Below are 17,702 nucleotides of genomic sequence, written 5' to 3'. Positions count from 1 at the left end.
CAGTGCCACCATCGGTGCCGCCGTCAGTGCCACCATCGGTGCCGCCATCGGTGCCACCATCGGTACCACCATCGGTGCCGCCATCAGTGCCGCCGTCAGTACCGCCATCGGTGCCTTCTGCATTGAAAGTGACGTTATCAAAATACATTGTTGTATCAGCGCTACGCGTAGTATCCGCATCGACAAAGTCTGGGAATATAACCACGCCAGTCACTGGACCATCAAACAATGACGCAACATCAGAAAAGTCAAACGTCAGTTCTTCCCATTGATTAACGGTTGTGTTTTGGGCAAGAAGCTCTTGCGCATAACCACTTGCTGTTTCCAATTTGAAGCGAACTGTGCTGGCTTTGTCTTTATAAACCATCATGCGAACAACACTGTTTGATGCATCCAGCGTAAACGATTCAACGTCACGCGTGATCGCACCAGCCCATGGCGCACCCGCGGTGCGCGCAATGATTTTAGCGACAGTGTTTGAGTTATTTGTACCAGAAGCATCTGGGTTGGAAACAAACTCAATCGCAGGGTTGTCATCGTTTTCGAACACTTCCCACGCTAGCGTGTTGGTTTCGAAATCAATGCCATCACCAACGGTTGTTGTGCCGCCGTTTGTACCACCATCGGTGTCATTATTTACAAATGCAACATCAGCAATTTGCAGTGTGCCATTTTGTCCAAGTACGATAGCGAAGATGGTCATATCATCAAAGTCAGGCAATGGAACTTCCATTTGCACCCAACCGCCGTCTAACGCAGTACCTGTCGACAGCATGTAATCATTTGCATCTTCATCTTGAGTCAGACTACTGATCGCCACACGAACTGCGTCTAGATCTGTCTTCACTTTAAACTGAGCATGTGTATATGGCGTAACGTCTACTGGGTTGATAGGGCTTACCCACGCTAACGCCCCCCAGCCGTTGGTGGCTGTCACATCAAGTGCAGGGTCATAAGTACCACCCGTTACATCTTCAATGCTCGTACCATTCCAAGCTTGCAGATCTTCGAAAGCAAAGTTGCTCTCTTGACCGGTATATAGAATATACGCAGTCTCTGGCGCTTCTGTTCCACCATCAGTGTCATTGTTTACGAATGCAACATCCGCAATTTGTAATGTTCCGTTCTGACCAAGTACAACAGCAAACGTCGTCATATCTGTGTAGGCAGGTAACGGTACAGACATTTGCACCCAGCCACCGGTCAAATCAGTGCCTGTTGAAAGCGAGTAATCATTTGCACTCTCACCTTCACTTTGGCTACTGATTGAAACACGAACTTGGTCGGCATCAGTCAGCACTTTGAACTCAGCATGTGTATATGGCGTGATGTCTACCGTAGTTGAGGTGTTAACCCAAGCCAATGCACCCCAGCCGTCTGTAACAGTCAGCGTAAGCGCTGGGTCATAGGTTCCACCCGTAACGCTTTCGATGCCCGCACCATTCCACGCTTGTAAATCTTCAAAAGTGATTGTGCTTTCTTGACCTGTATACAGGATGTATCCAGTACCTGATGAGCCAGTGCCGCCACCGTCGGTTCCACCATCAGTTTCCCCAGTCTTGCTGAAACGAACGTTGCGCAGTTCTAGAACACCGCCGTCGTCAGTTGAACCTTGGAAGAAAATCGGTGAAGTCACGTCTGTGAAATCAGGCGAAGTAGCGCTAGTCAGTTCAGTAACAGGGATTTTATATGACTGCCACTCAGAGGTAATTGAGTAACCACCTGGACCAAACGCAACACCATTGTTCGTTTGTGGTCGAGTGCTATCACCAAAGGCACCTGTTTGGAAGCCAATGTTGATTGCCGTTGTCGTGGTGCCTTTGATGTCAAACATCAGGTAACCGTTTTCAAAACCAGTCAGGTTTTGGCCAGAACTGCCAGAAACAGCAGCACTTGCTCCCCAACCCCAATCTTTCGCAGTACCCGCCGTTGGCGGCGTCGTTAGCTCAAGAACTTGCTTGTCTGGATTTGCAGCAAGCCACGCAGTATTTTCCCACGCAACCGCCGTCAGGTTAGCGTTAACCGCACCGTTATAAATCGTGTACTCATTGCCTTCTATCACACCACCTGCGTTGAACGCATATGGGATAGCAAGAATGCCGTCGATAACAGTTTGCGCGTTACCACCATTTGATTTAACGATTGGGTTGCCACCACGAGTAATCCCGTCGAAAGCACCGGCATCAACTTGATCCCAAATGGCGTATTTCGCATTGCCATTGATATCAACTAAACCAAAGTGTTGCTCTGAGTGACTTGGGTTGCTTGAATCGCCTTTCCAAGGTTCATCGAATGCTTGGAAGAAGAACACAGACGCACCATATTCACCTGCCCAGTCAGACATCGCATCAAAGTACGCTTTTTGCTTGTACTCATCCGCTGCACCTGTACCACCCGCGCCATAGCCTTCACTTGAAAGCGTTGACCAACCCGTTTCACCAATGTGAACTTGCTTGGTGCTGTCAACAGACAATACGCTCGTTTGTGCATCGTCAAACTGTGTCATTGCCATGCCAAATGCACGACCCATTGCCGCATCCGCTTGTGCTTGACGAGACATTGATTGCTCGTCAGCTGGAACACGCCAGAACTCAGGATCAAACTGTGTATCGTGGAATGGATAAACGTGAACAGAGACATAATCAACGGCTTGAATTAGCGCTTTGATGTCTGCTTCGTGGCCACGGTAGTAATCGTTGTTGATGGCCCAAACCGCCCAGTTCTCAGAACTGGTGATCCAGATATTGTTGCTAATTGTGCCATCAGCTTTCAGTGCTTGAAGCTCGTTAACGCGGCTCAATATAATGCCTGGCTCAACACGGTAGCTGCTTGCCCACTCAACCATTGCCTCATTACCAACAGCAATCACTTTGATAATGTCAGGGTAGTTTTGAGCAAACTCAACCGCTTTGTCCATTTCTGCATCGTTCTCAGGGCTTTCCTGAGAATGATCAATAGGCTGATCAGAGAATGCATTCAACGCTGAAATCCAAACACCCAGCATCACATTCATTTCGAAGCTTGCGTCTTCTTCTTTCAGTTGGCTAATTGCGATAAGCAGATTTTCAGTATCTGAGAAACCTTGTGTGTTATAGGTACGCAACATGCGAATACCTGAAGCGTGCATGATTTTAAGATCTTCTTTCAGATCGGTCACGCTGGGTACATTTGCTTCGGTACGTGTCGTTGTGCGGAATGCACCGTATGAGATCGCAGTGAGCTTTGCGTTACCAAGAACAGCTTCGCCTGGCGCATCACCATTAGTCACACTAGATACAGGGAAGTTTCCTGTTGGTGCAGGTTGTGCTGCTAGCTCAACGCCACCATGAGTGCCGCCGCCAGTACCACCATCGGTGCCGCCGTCAGTGCCACCATCGGTGCCACCGTCAGTTCCGCCATCGGTGCCGCCGTCAGTTCCGCCATCGGTGCCGCCATCAATGTTTCCATCAGAACCACTTGCTGATACCAACACAACGTCCGCAAACTTCAAGGTGCCTTGACCGCTGAAGATCAAGCCAATCCACTTCATATCAGAAGTTTGTGGAATAGGCACTTCCATTTGAACCCAACCGTTTTCTAGCGACGTACCGCTTGATAGGTTGTAGGTATTTTTATCCTCGGATTCAGAAACACTCTGTACCGATACTTCAACAGTAGAAAATGCAGAGCCAGGTTGAACTTTGAATCGTGCAAATTTAAATGCGGATGCATCAACAGCATTTGCATCTTCATTGCCCCACGCTACAGCTGCAGCATCGGCACCCCAGCTGTTACCGCTGGCTAATGAAAATGATTTGGTGTACTGGTCGCCAGTAAGCGCATTAAGCACTGCACCGCTACCCCAGTTATCACCCCAGAATTCCATACCAAACGTGTCATCTTGATCACTGTAAGCAATGTATGCAGACTTTACAGAAGCGCTGGCGCTACGGGTAATGAGTTCAATATCTGCGATTTTCGCAGTTCCTGCATTACCTTCAAAAACTAGCCCAAACCAAGTCATATCTGTAAATGCAGGTGATGCTGGTAATGGAACTTCCATTTGTACCCAGCCATTGTCGAGCGTATCGCCATCAGACAATGTGTAAACAATCGCACTCTCACTCTGAGTAGCGCTTTGCACTGAAACTTTAACGGAAGAATAGTCTGTAGTTTGAACTTTAAAACGCGCAAAATTGTAAGACGAAATATCAATCGCGTTTTCAGGCTCATTACCCCAAGCAATCGCTATTGCATCGGCACCCCAAGTATTTCCGCTGGTAAGCTCAAAAGTCTTTGGAAACTGGTCATCAGCAAGCTCTGTGTATGTTGTACCACTCCCCCAAGTATCGCCCCAATATTCCATGGAAAATGTGTCGTCTTCACCACTGTAAGCGATATAGGCTTGAGCAGTCACTTCGCCTTCACCCGGTGTGACGCTGCCGCCACCAGAACCTGACCCGGCACCTTCATCATCGAAACTTGGCATGTCAGCAAGTGTTTTTGCAAAAGCAATATTACGAACTTGCAGTGTTTTACCTTGCTCGTCTTCGTCTTCTAAGCCTTTGAAGTAAACTGGAGAAGTAACGTCAGTGAAGTCAATTTTCTTATCGGCGATAAGCTCTGACATTGGGATGGTGAACTTCTTCCACTCAGTGTTGAATTCTCTGGTTGTCGTTCGAGCCGAAGCGCTGCTGTTAGCCGATTTTTGTTGCGGTGAAAACACAACACCATTTTCGGTACCCGGACGAGTGTTATCCGCTCCGATGGCTTCAGGGTCTTCTGCTGGCATGCCTGTTTGAAAACCAATCGTAACGGGCTTGGTCAGATTGCCTTTAACTTCAAGCGACATGTAGCCATTTGCATAACCTGACAAATCCAACGAACCTTGGCGAGTCGCCTGCGGCACGTTCGTATCATCCGTTGTTGCGACCGCCGCACCCCAACCCCAATCATCTGATTTACCATTTCCATCCGCAAAAGGAGGAGCGGCCACATTAACATGATCGTTAGTAGCACCGGCAAAACCGGTCAACCCGGATTTGTCATTTAGCTGCCAGCCGTAACTCGTGAGGTTCAAATCTGAGTTCAGACCTGAGCCATTCTCGTGAACTGTATAAAACTGAGGTGTTTTGCTTTCATCTCCGGTCACTGACGTTCCACTAACTGGATCGTCGCCACCGCCACACCCAGCCAATGCGACGGAAGCTAGTAACACCGTCTTAGCTAAGAAATTCTTCATCATGTCGTCCGTATGTTTGTCCTACATCTAATCAGCGACGAGCCAGTGCTTACCGCTGGTCTTAGAGCTCCCCTGCCGAACGGAGAAATCTTTTTGCAAAGTGGGTGTCATTGCCAAAAAGAAAGCGCTTTCACTTTATCTTCAAAATAAAGCCGGTTACCCAGCTTTACTGCCATCAAGGTATGAACCTCGCGCATAATGTAAATTTATTGTTAAGTGGCAGTACAACTCAACAACAATCTCCAATTTACATTGAATAGAAAGAGAAGATCCACGGTATGAGATGTAGGAAATGCAAGATTCTCACTCATGAGCCACATCACACAAATTGAAAACAAATATGCACTAACGTCCATAATAAAATGCAATAGTCACTAAATTTGAAGACAAAATGTAAATTTAATGTGAAATGGTTAATGTTTTTATCTGTAAAATTTGCACTATCAAAGGACCCTGCTTAGTTTGTCGTATGACTAGCGGTTTCTTGGTTCATGTGGAAACACTATTGTTAACTTTTCATACATGTGACACTGAAAATCTAGTCAAACTCGACACTTACTTCTTCTTATGCCATTCGGGTGTCTGGCTTTAGTCGGTATTTATTCGGGTTTTAAAATACAATCCAAAGAAAGCGCTTTCTTTTAGGGGTAACCTAATCTCTGACGGAGTGACAATGAAAAAGTCCAGATTATCGATGGCTGTATTGAGCGCTGCCGCTGCCCTTTCGGGTATGCCTGCTGCTAATGCTGCCATTATTGACGAAGTCGAATTCCACGGTTACTTCCGTGCCGGCTTTTTTGCCAGCAAGGAAAATGACTTTAAGAAAGCAGATATTGGAGGCCAAAAAGAACTGCTTGGCAGGCTTGGTTTAGAGTCTGACAATGACGGTAACATTGGTTTCACGACCATCACCAACATTGGTGATGACCAACAGCTTCGCATCAATATTGGTGTCGGTAATACAGAATTCGATGAGCTTATTGGTTTTGTAGAAATGGACGGCATCACTCGCTCAGGGACACTTTGGGGCGGTAAAAGAAAAATTGGCGAAGAAAACTACATCTTCATGACCGATTTTTTCTATACCGATCTTGATGGTCTTGGTGTGGGTATTCAAGATTATGAAGTCGGCGATGGATTTATCGATTTAGCGTATATCTCCAGCGACCGAAACATCAGTCTAACCGGCGACTATGATGATTTTGTCGATGCTGCGTATCAAACGAATAACGCAGGTGATATCGCACTAAACAAAGAATTCATCTTCAACGAAGCCGACCGACAACGTATTCAGTCTAACCAAAATAACCCAATGCACACTTTCCATGCCTCTTACACATTGGGTGCGTTAACAGTTCAAGGTAATTACAAGTACATGCCTAACAACTGGGATTTCACCGGGAAAGAGTGGGCTGACACGGGTTACGACGCAACTGCCATTTACCACATGCTCAATTTCTTTGGTCTTGAAGGGAATGCGTTCTCTTATGCCATTGCGCAAGCTGGTCGTGGTCTAGGTTCAGGAAACCTCCTTGGTGGAACCATCTCTGATTATGGCTCTCTGCGACCAGGCTCGCTGACTCAAGGCTACCACACGGGTGAATGGGGAGACTACTTTGGCGACCCATACTACTTGATCACTCACCGTGAAGAAGATGCGTTGTCTGCACGCGCTCTGCTTTGGGGTGGCTATACCAATAGTTCTGGTATCGGATTCTTCCCTTCCATCCAAGCACAGTATAACGATGAAGGGACTAACTCCACTGCAGGTGCTGACAACGGCGGCTACAACTACTGGGTCTCTGTGATGATGCGTAACATCTTCCCTGTAAGGGATAATTTCATCATCCAAACCGAAGCGGGTTATTACGAGAATACACAAAATGGTGGCACGTGGCATCAGTCAAAATTGACCGTCGCACCAACTTTCGTTTTGTCTGATGGCCTATCAACCGCAGAAATCCGGTTCACGGCAACATACCTGCCACTGTCTTGGACAACGGGTGATTCAACAGACCCTTCAGTGAAATTAAAAGACGACATCGTCTTTGGCATTCAGGCTGATGCCTACTGGTAAGCCGTTCACGTCATGTCTGGCTACGCGAAATGTGTAGCCCTAAAAAATAAGAGATTTTTAGCAATTCTCATGAATTGCCGACGAGTAAGGAAACAATGATGAGTAACTTCCCTTATCGACGTGCACTGTTGGCCACCGCGATTTTAGGCGCCATGGTAGGTTGTGAGTCGAAAGTGTATCAACCCGTTCAAGCGGGCCCAGACACCAGCGTTGCTGTGGTGCAACCAAACGCATCTTGGACGCTAATCTGGAACGATGAATTCAGCGGCGACACCATTGATAAGAACAAATGGGATCACGAAGTAAACTGCTACGGTGGCGGTAATGCCGAGCGTCAATGCTACACAAAACGCCCCGTTAACTCGTTCGTAGAAGATGGAAAACTGCACATCGTTGCACGCAACTATCAGTTTACTGGTCCTTCTGACCCAGAAGGTAAGAGCCGCCACAAAGCCACGCTTCCGTATACGTCTGCTCGCTTAAGAACCATGAACAAAGGCGATTGGCAATATGGGCGCTTTGAAGTGCGCGCTAAACTGCCATTCGGACAAGGTACTTGGCCAGCAATTTGGATGCTGCCGACTGACTATGTTTATGGTGGTTGGGCTGCGTCCGGCGAAATCGACATTGTCGAAGCGGTTAACCTGAAGACACCAACGGATGAGCTTGGTGCCGAAGCAGGTAAAGAAGAAGGCCGTATCCACGGTACGCTTCACTACGGTCGCGAATGGCCTGATAACGTGAGCACGGCGGCAGAGTATGAGCTTCCTGGTCACATTAACCCAGCAGATGGCTTCCATACCTACTCTATCGAGTGGGAAAAGGATGAAATGCGCTGGTACGTGGACGACGTTCACTATGGTACTCAGCGCTCTGACGGTTGGTACAGCCAATACAAAGAAGGCGGCAAATGGGTAACTGGCGAAAGTGATGCGCCGTTCAACCAACGCTTCCATATGATCCTAAACCTAGCATTGGGTGGTTCATGGGCGTCTAACGCCAATGAAGGCGGTATCGACGATGCTATATTCCCACAAACCATGGAAGTGGATTTCGTTCGTGTTTACGAATGTTCAAAAGATCCTGCATCTGGAAAAGGATGTGCCACGGTATCGGAAGACGCACAGTTTGTAGCAGGTACTGCTGCACCGGAAATCATCATTCCGGGTCCAGATTATGCTCGTGGTCCATTGTTCACATTGTATGACGACAAACTCGACAAGCACCTGCGTTCGAAAGAATACGACCCGCAGTTCAAGATCTACACTGAGACCAAAGAAGTCACGGGACGTGGCAACGTTCTGGGCATCAAGAAAACGGGTGAAATCGGTAACTTCTACTTCGAATCCCCTGAAGTCAACATGACAGATTGGATGAACGGTGGTGACATCGTGTTTGACATGATGATCGAAGAAGCAGCACCAAATGTTGGCGTCATGGTTCGCGTCGATAGTGGCTGGCCTGCATCAAGTGATATTGACGTTGAGCTTCCTCCAATTGGTCAATGGAAAGAAGTTCGCATCAACGTTGCCGAACTGATCAACAATGGAAACCGCTTCGCACCAGGTGCAAAAGCGAACATTGGTGGTCTGAAAAACATCTTTGTTATTGAGCCTACTGGTCCAATGGTCCTTAACATCGACAACGTTCGTTACGAGAAGTAAACGCTCTGTAACATGATAACTGGGCGGCGTAAGCCGCCTTTTTTACGCCTATAAAATGTGCAAAAGCGACCAGATTTGATCAGACATGGCATTTCATGGTGCTCAGATCACTTTAATACTGGAAAAACCAAAGCAGTGATTGATAAAATCCCACCTACTTCAACAAACGTAAATTATAGAGAGTAACTCCCCATGGGACGCAGTTTCGAAGTTCGCAAAAATGCAATGGCGAAAACCCAAGGCGCCAAAGTTAAGCTGTATTCAAAATACGGCAAAGAGATCTATGTCATCGCGAAGAACGGTGGCGGCGATCCAGACACGAACCTTTCGCTAAAGCGCATGATCGAAAAAGCAAAAAAAGATCAGGTGCCAAGCCACGTCATCGACAAAGCGATTGAAAAGGCGGCTGGCGGCGGCGGTGAAAACTATGAAGTTGCTCGCTACGAAGGTTTTGGTCCAGGTGGCTTCTCTGTGATTGTTGACTGTCTAACTGACAACAACAACCGCACCTACATGGAAGTACGTCAGTGCTTCGTGAAAACACACGCTAAAATTGGTGGTCCTGGTACGGTTGCTCACATGTTCGAGCATCAAGCTGTATTCCAGTTCGCTGGCGATGACGAAGAAGCCGTACTAGAAGCTCTGATGATGGCAGACGTTGATGTCACTGACATTGAATGCGAAGATGGCGTGATCACTGTATTTGCCCCAACGACTGAATTTTTCAAAGTCAAAAACGCGCTGGCAGATTCCATGCCTGACGTTGAAATTGATGTTGAAGAAATCACCTTCGTTCCACAAACCATGACCGAAGTGAAAGGCGACGATGTTGCAGCTTTCGACAAATTCATGGACATGCTGAACGATTGCGACGACGTACAAAACGTATACCACAACGCAGAAATCGAGGAGTAATACCTCTACGCTGCGTCACGAAATGCCCGGTTCGACCGGGCATTTTCCGTTATATACCTAAGTAACAGGTTGGATTCCTCCATGGAACAACAAGATTTTGAAACGCTGGTAAAAACACTGTGTGAAAAAACCAGCTTGCCGGAAGCACTGGAAGTATTGAAAGCGTGTGATGATGCTGAAGTTGCAGAAGCCGCAAGTTCAATGACCGGCCAATTCTCACTGGCTGAAACCGAAAGTGGCGTAAACCGCGTTTACCATGTTTTCACCGAGCTGAATGATGAAGGCAAAGAAGAAGAATACGTCGAACACGTGATGAACGTGGGCGATGACGTGATCGTTTTCGTTGCATGGTTCTTCTACACCCAGTTTGAAATCAAAAACCGCGATACTTACGCGGCAGCGGGTCGCACTTACAAGCAACCTAAGCGCAGCTAAACGTCAGACCGTTTTCAAATCGTTTAGAAGCGAAAAAGCCAGAATCTTGATCCTGGCTTTTTCTTTGCCGCCCTGCTCATTCAGCGTGCACGCACGCACGCGCGAGCAATACGTATTCCGATTGGTTTTACGTTTGCGCCAATGCGTTCATTGCCCCAATGTGCTGAACCAATGGGATAGGTTTTGCCATGCCAAAACCCTGCGCATAGTTAATCCCCAATTCCTTCAATAAAGTGGCATGCTCTTCCGTTTCCACGTACTCCGCAACAGTCACCAATGACATGTTCTTCGCCACTAAACTGATCGACTGTACAATGAGCTTGTCTGTGGGATTCGTCGGCAAATGGCGAATAAACTCACCATCGATTTTTAGTACCGTCACCGGAATACGACGCAAATAAGAAAAGCTCGCGTATCCCGTTCCAAAATCATCCAACGCAATATTGCAACCCGCCTCTTTCAATGCTTCAACGGTCGTAATGGCTTGTGCTTCATTTTCCAACGCTGCAGATTCTGTGATTTCAAAACAAATACGGTCGAGCGGTATCTGATATATCTTGGCAAGAGAAAGGACATAAGCAGAAAGATCTTCATCCCCCAAGGACTTTGCGGTGAGATTAATCGCGCAGCGGTTAATTAAATTCCACTGCGTAAGATGTGTCGATAATTGCTTAAATGTATTTTCGATCACCCATCTGTCCAATTTCGCTTCTACACCAAACTCATTGATCATGGGAAAGAACTCTTCGGGCTCTAACGAGCTCCCATCGGCTGGGCGCAACCTCAATAAAACCTCAAAACTGTTCGCTGCGGATGGGTCTTGCAGGTTTCGATAGGGCTGGCAGAAAAGCTCAAACTCATTGTTTTTGAGCGCATGTTGCACCGTGATCAACCGTGACACTCTTTGCCCAGAAAGCTGATTGTCATCAAACCAACAAATCTTTTGATTCGCTAAATAGGGCTGATCACAAAACACCGATATTTTAGCATCCAAATCCTCATCATTGGTCAATGTCCAACAATGCAATGTGTGTGAAACTAAACTGATCGACGTACCCTGCCAGTAGAACTGAAACTCATCCAGCATCAAGCTCAAAGTCACCAATTCGCCTTGGATATCCTCTTTTTGCGGTAGAAAAAACAACACGCCCGTCGTAAATGGTGGACGATATGCGCGCTTGATATCTGATCGTGCTGCAAAGAGCTCTCGAGTGATTTGACGTAGCAATTGTGCCTGTCCGCTGTGCCCGATTCCGGCAAGTTTGGTCAGGGTTGGCCACAAATCAAAAAACACCAATATAGGCTGCTCACAGTGCACCATATCCTCTTTGAGCTGTGAAAGATTGTAGAGTCCCGTGTAAGGATCCGTGCGTTCTACGCGGATTTTTTCATTCGACATCAGGAAACTTCGGATAGATGAACTGCCGTGAATGTAAGCCAAAATAGCAAATGCCGTGAGTATCTCCATCAATGCGACATATTCGTCGTCTAACGCCATCGCCGCGTTAACTTGTGTGGTTGCGCTGTAAACAATAATACTTACCACAACAGAGCCGATTAGCATTGGGCGTAAAATCCCAAAGCGCCCTATTCCGATAAACACCATGACCATTGAGACAAAGCCAAGAGAGTAAAGCATCAGAGAATCGGGTAAGAGCAGCTTAACGACGATAAACATAGCGAGCATTGCCAACCAAACACGGTAAGCCCACGGTGAGCTATTCATCCTGAAAATATTCTTGTCTAACGCGATGTATTTATCTTTTCCTGACCAAAACAAAACGCTCAAGAACACAAAAAGTGGCGGTGTGATGATCAAGTGAGTGAGTGACATACTCACCGACGACAATAAGATGAATTCAGCACCGAGGAAAATACCAGAAAGGGATGCCACTAACGTGAGCAGTAGCGCCTGAAGTACAGGTAAGAGCATGCCAAACAACAGAAAATAGATCCCCACTTTCAAAAGAACACTGTGGGCTTTCACTCTTTTCACGGCGTTGCTGTACGCAAGGGTGGTAATAATCGGCGGAATAGGTAACGTCGTCGCAAAGAGAAGTACGTGCACAATGGGCACATCGACGAACAGTAACTGATGGGCAAAAAGTGCAGCAATAATGGCAGGAAGAATACGCAACCCTAGCAGCAACATCGCTGCCACCATAAACGCATTAACAAACGACAGGACAAAGAAACCCATCGGCTCGAAGGTAAAAAACGACGAGAAATAGAAACTCAGCAATATGCCGAAGAAGATAGCTAAATTGGCAAACAGAGGTTTACGCAACTGACGATGTACAGCGTTCTTGAAGGAACGTCGTGCTGTATTTTCTTGCATTACCTTCCTCGGATTTTGCGTGCTGGGGAAAGCGTAGCAACCTCTGAGTGCGTAAAGAGTCTGATGTTGATGCTTTTTTGACTATGTGGCGGGTGTCTTAGCAGTGACGACAATACGTGTAGAAAATAAGCAATCCATTGCAATGCATCCAGATAGCAGTAATGCGCGGGATTTGGAGCCGTTGTGTCTCAATCAAATTTTCGCTGGTAACGCGGCAACATGCTTTCATTGCCTAACACACCACCTTGATGGATATACAGCAGCTGCTTATCCACATTTTTCGGATACCATTCCAGTAAACAACGCCACATTAAAGGGTCGTACAATAGATCAAACTCAATGTGGGTTTGCTCGAGCAAAGATTGCCATACTCGATAGTCCGCTTCGTACAGCTTGCCAAAATGATGTTTCTGGCTGCGCGATAATACCTTTGGATGGTTGGCTTCATTCAGATCATTAAATTGTGTCGTCAGGTAGTTTTTTCCGCCCACACATGGGCAGGTCATCACTTCAATGCCATGTTGGTTAAGATGCTTATTTAAATACAATGCCGTTGTACCCGTGCCTGATGGCAAAGCAACAACAATGTGTTTGTCTTGATTAAATCGTGCCCACTCTACAATCTCATCAGCCAGCGTTTTCACACCCGCTTCCGCGATGGGTGATCGGCCACCTTCTGGCACTAACAAGTGGTGTTCATCCTGCCGATGTTTTTTGATAAACGCCTCAGGATGTATCGGTTCTGCGCAAATGTCGGACATCGCGATCACCTTTGCCCCCAGATCGAGCGCACCACGATAATTGCCGATTGGACGCGCTTTAAGCCAGCTTGGGATCCTGTCTACATAAAACTCCAACTGCCACCCTTTGATGGCCGCCAAAGCAGCTAAAGAAAGCAACGAATTGGCCTGCGGTGAACCATAGCCAATCAAGTGCGAGATATTGGGATCGTCATGCTGCAAAAGCGACATCAGCTTTCGCGCTTTGTTGCCTGAAAATTGGCTGTGTAGCAAATCGTCACGCTTCAAGTAAAACGGGATCTCTTCAAACACATGCTGGGTAACGGGGCTATTGGCAAGTTTCATGATAGTGACTGCAAGACTGGCGGTAAATAACAAGGTGCAGTATACCCGCTCTCATACAGAGAAAGGAAAACCAAACACGATAGAATTCACCCTTTACTTGATCTCTAACAGAACAATAAGCAAACAAACTTGCTCTTTCTTCGCATTTTCTCCCTCAGCGACTCAATGGATTGATAACCATAGAAACATCAAGCTATCAAGATCACGCCAAACACTTTCAATCCAGTACAAATTGCACATTGCCACACAGTGAATGTGATACACAGGTTGAAATATATAAATGATACGTTATAACATAACAATATATTGTGCATAAAATGAACGTATAAAAATGGAAGCTTTAACATGACTCCACCATTCCGCTTACCTGTCACTGTTCTTTCAGGGTTTCTTGGCGCAGGAAAAACCACAGTACTCAGCCACATTCTTAACAATCGACAAGGGAGAAAAGTCGCTGTCATTGTGAATGACATGAGCGAAATCAATATCGATTCAGCCATTGTACAAAACGATGTCTCACTTAATCGAAGCGATGAAAAGTTAGTCGAAATGAGTAACGGCTGCATTTGTTGCACTTTACGAGAAGATCTTCTGTTGGAGGTCACTAAGCTTGCAGAGGAAGGTCGATTCGATTATTTGGTCATTGAATCCACAGGCATTTCCGAGCCATTGCCTGTCGCCGAAACGTTTACTTTCTCAGATAACAACGGGGTTTCACTGTCAGATGTGGCGACACTAGACACGATGGTAACCGTCGTGGATGCGGTGAATTTTCTAAAAGATTATGACGAAGCGCTGTATCTGCAAGAAACGGGAGAGTCCCTAGGTGAAGATGACGAACGCAGCGTCGCCGAGTTACTGATTGACCAAGTGGAGTTTGCCGATGTCCTTTTAATAAGCAAAACAGACCTTGTCGAAACCTCAGAGATAGAAAGATTTATCGCTATTCTCAAAGCCCTCAATACACACGCTCGCATCATCCCTATCGCCAACGGAAATGTGGATATCAATGACGTGCTCAACACCGGTCTTTTTGATTTTGAACGTGCCCAGCAAGCACCGGGATGGCTAAAACAAATGCGAGGTGAACACAAACCTGAAACTGAAGAATACGGCATAGGCAGCTTTACCTATTCCGCCCGCCGTCCGTTTCACCCCAACAAGTTTTTTCAGTTCATTCACAACACCGAGCAATTTGGCAAACTCATTCGCTCCAAAGGGTACTTTTGGCTCGCGTCACGCCCTGAATATGCAGGTCAGTGGAGTCAAGCAGGAGGAATGGCTCGATATGGTTTTGCTGGCATGTTCTGGCATTCCATTCCCAAAGAACAATGGCCAACCAACGAAGAGCATCTCGCGGCAATTATGAAAGTGTGGACGAAGCCTTATGGCGACATGCGCCAAGAGCTCGTTTTCATTGGTCAAAATCTCGATCAAGCATCCATGATAAGTGCTTTGGATGAATGCCTGTTATCAGAAGATGAATTGCTACTTGGCAATCGCTATTGGACCGCTTTGAGTGACCCTTTTCCGGCGTGGGAGCATAGTGAATGAGTAACATGGCAATCAACAATGAGCGTCAAACGGCAGGGGCGCCACCAAGACACATCCTCTCTCGGTATTCTTTTGAAGGAAACACCGCCGACGTGTTAAGCGATATTTATCGTGAGGACACAAACATGGCCATCTGGCAGCGCACGCTTTCAGACAAGTTAGCTGTCGCCGCAGAAGACATTCTCAGGAGAAAACCTCATCTTAAAGCGTCATCAATCGTCTCGCCGGAGACGGCGGTTTCTACCGCCAATGAGATGATTGGTTTAGAGGGAAACGCCTCCCTTTTCAGCGAAGACATCGCTCAACTCGTCGACATGTTCTGTTGTCTGTTTGATCTCCGACGAGCAGGGTTAAGAATAACCGCACTCGATCGGGCTATGTGTCCTAGGTTTCACGTTGATCGTGTGCCCTGTCGATTGATCACTACCTATGTTGGTCACGCGACAGAGTGGATTCCTCACGAACTGGTCGATCGCGCCAAACTGGGTATTGGAAACCAAGGCCAATCCGATGATGCATCAGGTCTGTTGAAAAACAGCCATGCGATTCATCAACTAAAACGAGGTGATGTCGCGTTACTGAAAGGTGAACAATGGGAAGGAAACGAAGGCGCTGGCCTAGTGCATCGTTCACCAAGCATATCGATGACAGCGCGTCGATTGGTATTAACACTCGATTTTATTGATTAAATTAATCTGTCAAGACACAGAGAAAACAGCAGAGCCCTATGATTTATCGGGATCTTATCTATGACTTTGAAGCCATAACAGATATATTCCGGATAGAAACAGACGACGGATGATCTGCTCTAATCTTCGCCAGAACCACGCTGTACCGAGAGGAATAAGACAGCCTAAGCGATATAGATTCTAGAAAGCAAAATCGCTGGCGGTATCAACAAGACACATTAATTTAGGTAAAAATCATGAAGAGCGTAGCAGCAGTTATTCACCATGCTGAGGAGCATTGCAAAGCGAACGGATCACGCTTAACAGAAAAGCGAAAGCACGTACTCACGGGCTTGATTAAGTCCGATAAAGCGCTCTCTGCTTATGAGCTGATTGATTTTTGCAAGAATGAATTTGGAGAGACGATACCCGCGATGTCGGTATATCGAATTTTAGTATTCCTTCAGGATGAAAAGCTCGTCCACAAGTTGAACCTTGCCAACAAATTTGTCGCCTGTGCCCACATCACTTGCGATCACGCACATGGTGTTCCTCAGTTTCTGATCTGTAATCAGTGTCATAAAGTCAGTGAAATCAATATCGAGAAGTCCACGATTGAAACGCTGAAGAACAGTGTCCAAGCCGCGGGGTTTCACTTGGTCACCCCACAAATAGAACTCAATTGCGTGTGTGAAACGTGCTTGTCCGCAGCGGCATAAATAAAATTGATCGCTGTGCTTAGACCTGAACGATGAATGCATTGGGTTGGTGATAGGCAAAGTGTTAACAACGTAAATCGCCCTCTCCTTTTTCCTCACCTCGCCATTTCTCTGTTGAATCAAAAGCTAGCCAATTTGAATACTCAAAACACGCTAGGCTATGGGAATAGGCGACAGAAAAATGCGATGAAGGGATTTTGCACATGAACACGCTAAGAAAACAAAGCATCCATGACTTATTAAAAGGGATCGAAACGGGAGATCCAGAATCAGTCAGGGTCGTCGACCAAGAACAATACATACAACATAATCCGCTGACCAAAGAAGGCGACGTTGGGCTAGCGGAATTGTTCGCCCGATTAGCCAAAACCAACCCACGCGTCGAAATCATTCGAATTTTCTCAGATGGCGATTTTGTCTTCGCACATACCGAATATGACTTCAGCAGTGAAAAAATTTGTTTTGAAGTGTTCCGGTTTGAAGGTGAACGCACCGTCGAGCATTGGGATAATCTTCAACTAAAGCAAGCGCTCAATGCGTCAGGTCATTCGATGATTGATGGCGAAACGCAGGTGAAAGATCAAGATCAAACCGAGAGTAACCGCCAGTGCATCAATGCCTTTGTGAAAGAGGTGTTGATAGAACGAAACACCAACGCCCTACCCGACTATGTTGCTGCTGCGGGCTACGTCGAACACAACCCAGCGCTGACGGATGATATCAAGGCGCTAAATACTGCACTGCTGGACACAGAGGCCGATGGCTCTCCTCGCATTCATTATCAACAGCATCATCGCACATTGGCAGATGGCAACTTTGTGTTGAGCGTTTGTGAGGGTTACCGGGAAGGCATTCACAGTGCATTTTATGATTTATATCGGCTCGACAACGGCCTAATTGTCGAGCATTGGGATACCGTCGAAACCGTTCCACCGCGTGCTGACTGGAACAACCTCAACGGCAAGTTCTGATTGTTATTGCCTGACAGCTACAGACGCGGCTTATCTGTCACCTGCATATCTCTTT

11 protein-coding genes are annotated in these 17,702 nt (G+C 46.7%); 8 read left to right on the top strand and 3 right to left on the bottom strand.

Annotated elements, in window-relative coordinates:
* A partial coding sequence (locus A1OO_RS23600) for a hypothetical protein (protein WP_050998962.1) occupies window positions 1–5,221 on the bottom strand: 5,221 nt, incomplete at its 3' end.
* A gap of 673 nt (window positions 5,222–5,894) precedes the next feature.
* Here A1OO_RS23600 and A1OO_RS13570 point away from each other — a divergent pair.
* The 4 genes from A1OO_RS13570 to A1OO_RS13555 all read left to right on the top strand — a co-directional run bounded on the left by A1OO_RS13570 (window position 5,895) and on the right by A1OO_RS13555 (window position 10,312).
* Window positions 5,895–7,298 (top strand): carbohydrate porin, encoded by a 1,404-nt coding sequence (locus tag A1OO_RS13570; protein WP_016960471.1) that lies wholly within the window; start codon window positions 5,895–5,897, stop codon window positions 7,296–7,298.
* Between the two features lie 98 nt (window positions 7,299–7,396).
* The gene (locus A1OO_RS13565; RefSeq protein ID WP_017003333.1) at window positions 7,397–8,962 is read left to right on the top strand and encodes a glycoside hydrolase family 16 protein; all 1,566 of its coding nucleotides are present in this window, start codon (window positions 7,397–7,399) and stop codon (window positions 8,960–8,962) included.
* Window positions 8,963–9,154: 192 nt separating this feature from the next.
* Complete coding sequence (locus A1OO_RS13560; protein WP_016960469.1) at window positions 9,155–9,877, top strand: YebC/PmpR family DNA-binding transcriptional regulator; 723 nt, start codon at window positions 9,155–9,157, stop codon at window positions 9,875–9,877.
* Between the two features lie 81 nt (window positions 9,878–9,958).
* On the top strand, window positions 9,959–10,312 hold the full coding sequence (locus A1OO_RS13555; RefSeq protein ID WP_017003332.1) for a hypothetical protein: 354 nt from the start codon (window positions 9,959–9,961) through the stop codon (window positions 10,310–10,312).
* A 127-nt stretch (window positions 10,313–10,439) separates the two neighbouring features.
* Here A1OO_RS13555 and A1OO_RS13550 read toward each other — a convergent pair whose 3' ends face one another.
* Both A1OO_RS13550 and A1OO_RS13545 read right to left on the bottom strand, forming a co-directional pair.
* Entirely contained in the window at window positions 10,440–12,650 is a 2,211-nt protein-coding gene (locus A1OO_RS13550; RefSeq protein WP_017003331.1) for a sensor domain-containing phosphodiesterase, read from the bottom strand.
* 188 nt (window positions 12,651–12,838) lie between these two features.
* The gene (locus tag A1OO_RS13545; RefSeq protein ID WP_026023856.1) at window positions 12,839–13,735 is read right to left on the bottom strand and encodes a pyridoxal-phosphate dependent enzyme; all 897 of its coding nucleotides are present in this window, start codon (window positions 13,733–13,735) and stop codon (window positions 12,839–12,841) included.
* Window positions 13,736–14,080: 345 nt separating this feature from the next.
* Between A1OO_RS13545 and zigA the strand changes: the two genes are divergently transcribed.
* The 4 genes from zigA to A1OO_RS13525 all read left to right on the top strand — a co-directional run bounded on the left by zigA (window position 14,081) and on the right by A1OO_RS13525 (window position 17,647).
* Window positions 14,081–15,289, top strand: coding sequence for a zinc metallochaperone GTPase ZigA (zigA, locus tag A1OO_RS13540; protein WP_016960464.1), 1,209 nt, complete (start codon window positions 14,081–14,083; stop codon window positions 15,287–15,289).
* Window positions 15,286–15,978: a DUF1826 domain-containing protein gene (locus tag A1OO_RS13535; RefSeq protein ID WP_017003329.1), complete on the top strand. Its 693-nt coding sequence runs from the start codon at window positions 15,286–15,288 to the stop codon at window positions 15,976–15,978. Before zigA ends, A1OO_RS13535 begins: the two co-directional genes overlap by 4 nt.
* 236 nt (window positions 15,979–16,214) lie before the next feature.
* Entirely contained in the window at window positions 16,215–16,676 is a 462-nt protein-coding gene (locus tag A1OO_RS13530) for a Fur family transcriptional regulator (RefSeq protein WP_016960462.1), read from the top strand.
* Window positions 16,677–16,879: 203 nt separating this feature from the next.
* The gene (locus A1OO_RS13525) at window positions 16,880–17,647 is read left to right on the top strand and encodes a nuclear transport factor 2 family protein (RefSeq protein WP_017003328.1); all 768 of its coding nucleotides are present in this window, start codon (window positions 16,880–16,882) and stop codon (window positions 17,645–17,647) included.
* Window positions 17,648–17,702: the final 55 nt, after the last annotated feature.

It is taken from the genome of Enterovibrio norvegicus FF-33 (assembly GCF_000286835.2).
Classification (GTDB): Bacteria; Pseudomonadota; Gammaproteobacteria; order Enterobacterales; family Vibrionaceae; genus Enterovibrio; species Enterovibrio norvegicus_A.
Note: the sequence above shows the minus strand (reverse complement) of the source record. Positions and strands in the feature narration are given on the sequence as shown.

Bases quoted from the DNA above. Each gene is read 5' to 3' on its own strand.
- A1OO_RS13535 (WP_017003329.1), top strand. From the start codon at position 15,286: ATGAGTAACATGGCAATCAACAATGAGCGTCAAACGGCAGGGGCGCCA.
- A1OO_RS13555 (WP_017003332.1), top strand. From the start codon at position 9,959: ATGGAACAACAAGATTTTGAAACGCTGGTAAAAACACTGTGTGAAAAA.
- zigA (WP_016960464.1), top strand. From the start codon at position 14,081: ATGACTCCACCATTCCGCTTACCTGTCACTGTTCTTTCAGGGTTTCTT.
- A1OO_RS13550 (WP_017003331.1), bottom strand. From the start codon at position 12,650: ATGCAAGAAAATACAGCACGACGTTCCTTCAAGAACGCTGTACATCGT.
- A1OO_RS13570 (WP_016960471.1), top strand. From the start codon at position 5,895: ATGAAAAAGTCCAGATTATCGATGGCTGTATTGAGCGCTGCCGCTGCC.
- A1OO_RS13565 (WP_017003333.1), top strand. From the start codon at position 7,397: ATGAGTAACTTCCCTTATCGACGTGCACTGTTGGCCACCGCGATTTTA.
- A1OO_RS13530 (WP_016960462.1), top strand. From the start codon at position 16,215: ATGAAGAGCGTAGCAGCAGTTATTCACCATGCTGAGGAGCATTGCAAA.
- A1OO_RS13545 (WP_026023856.1), bottom strand. From the start codon at position 13,735: ATGAAACTTGCCAATAGCCCCGTTACCCAGCATGTGTTTGAAGAGATC.
- A1OO_RS13525 (WP_017003328.1), top strand. From the start codon at position 16,880: ATGAACACGCTAAGAAAACAAAGCATCCATGACTTATTAAAAGGGATC.
- A1OO_RS13560 (WP_016960469.1), top strand. From the start codon at position 9,155: ATGGGACGCAGTTTCGAAGTTCGCAAAAATGCAATGGCGAAAACCCAA.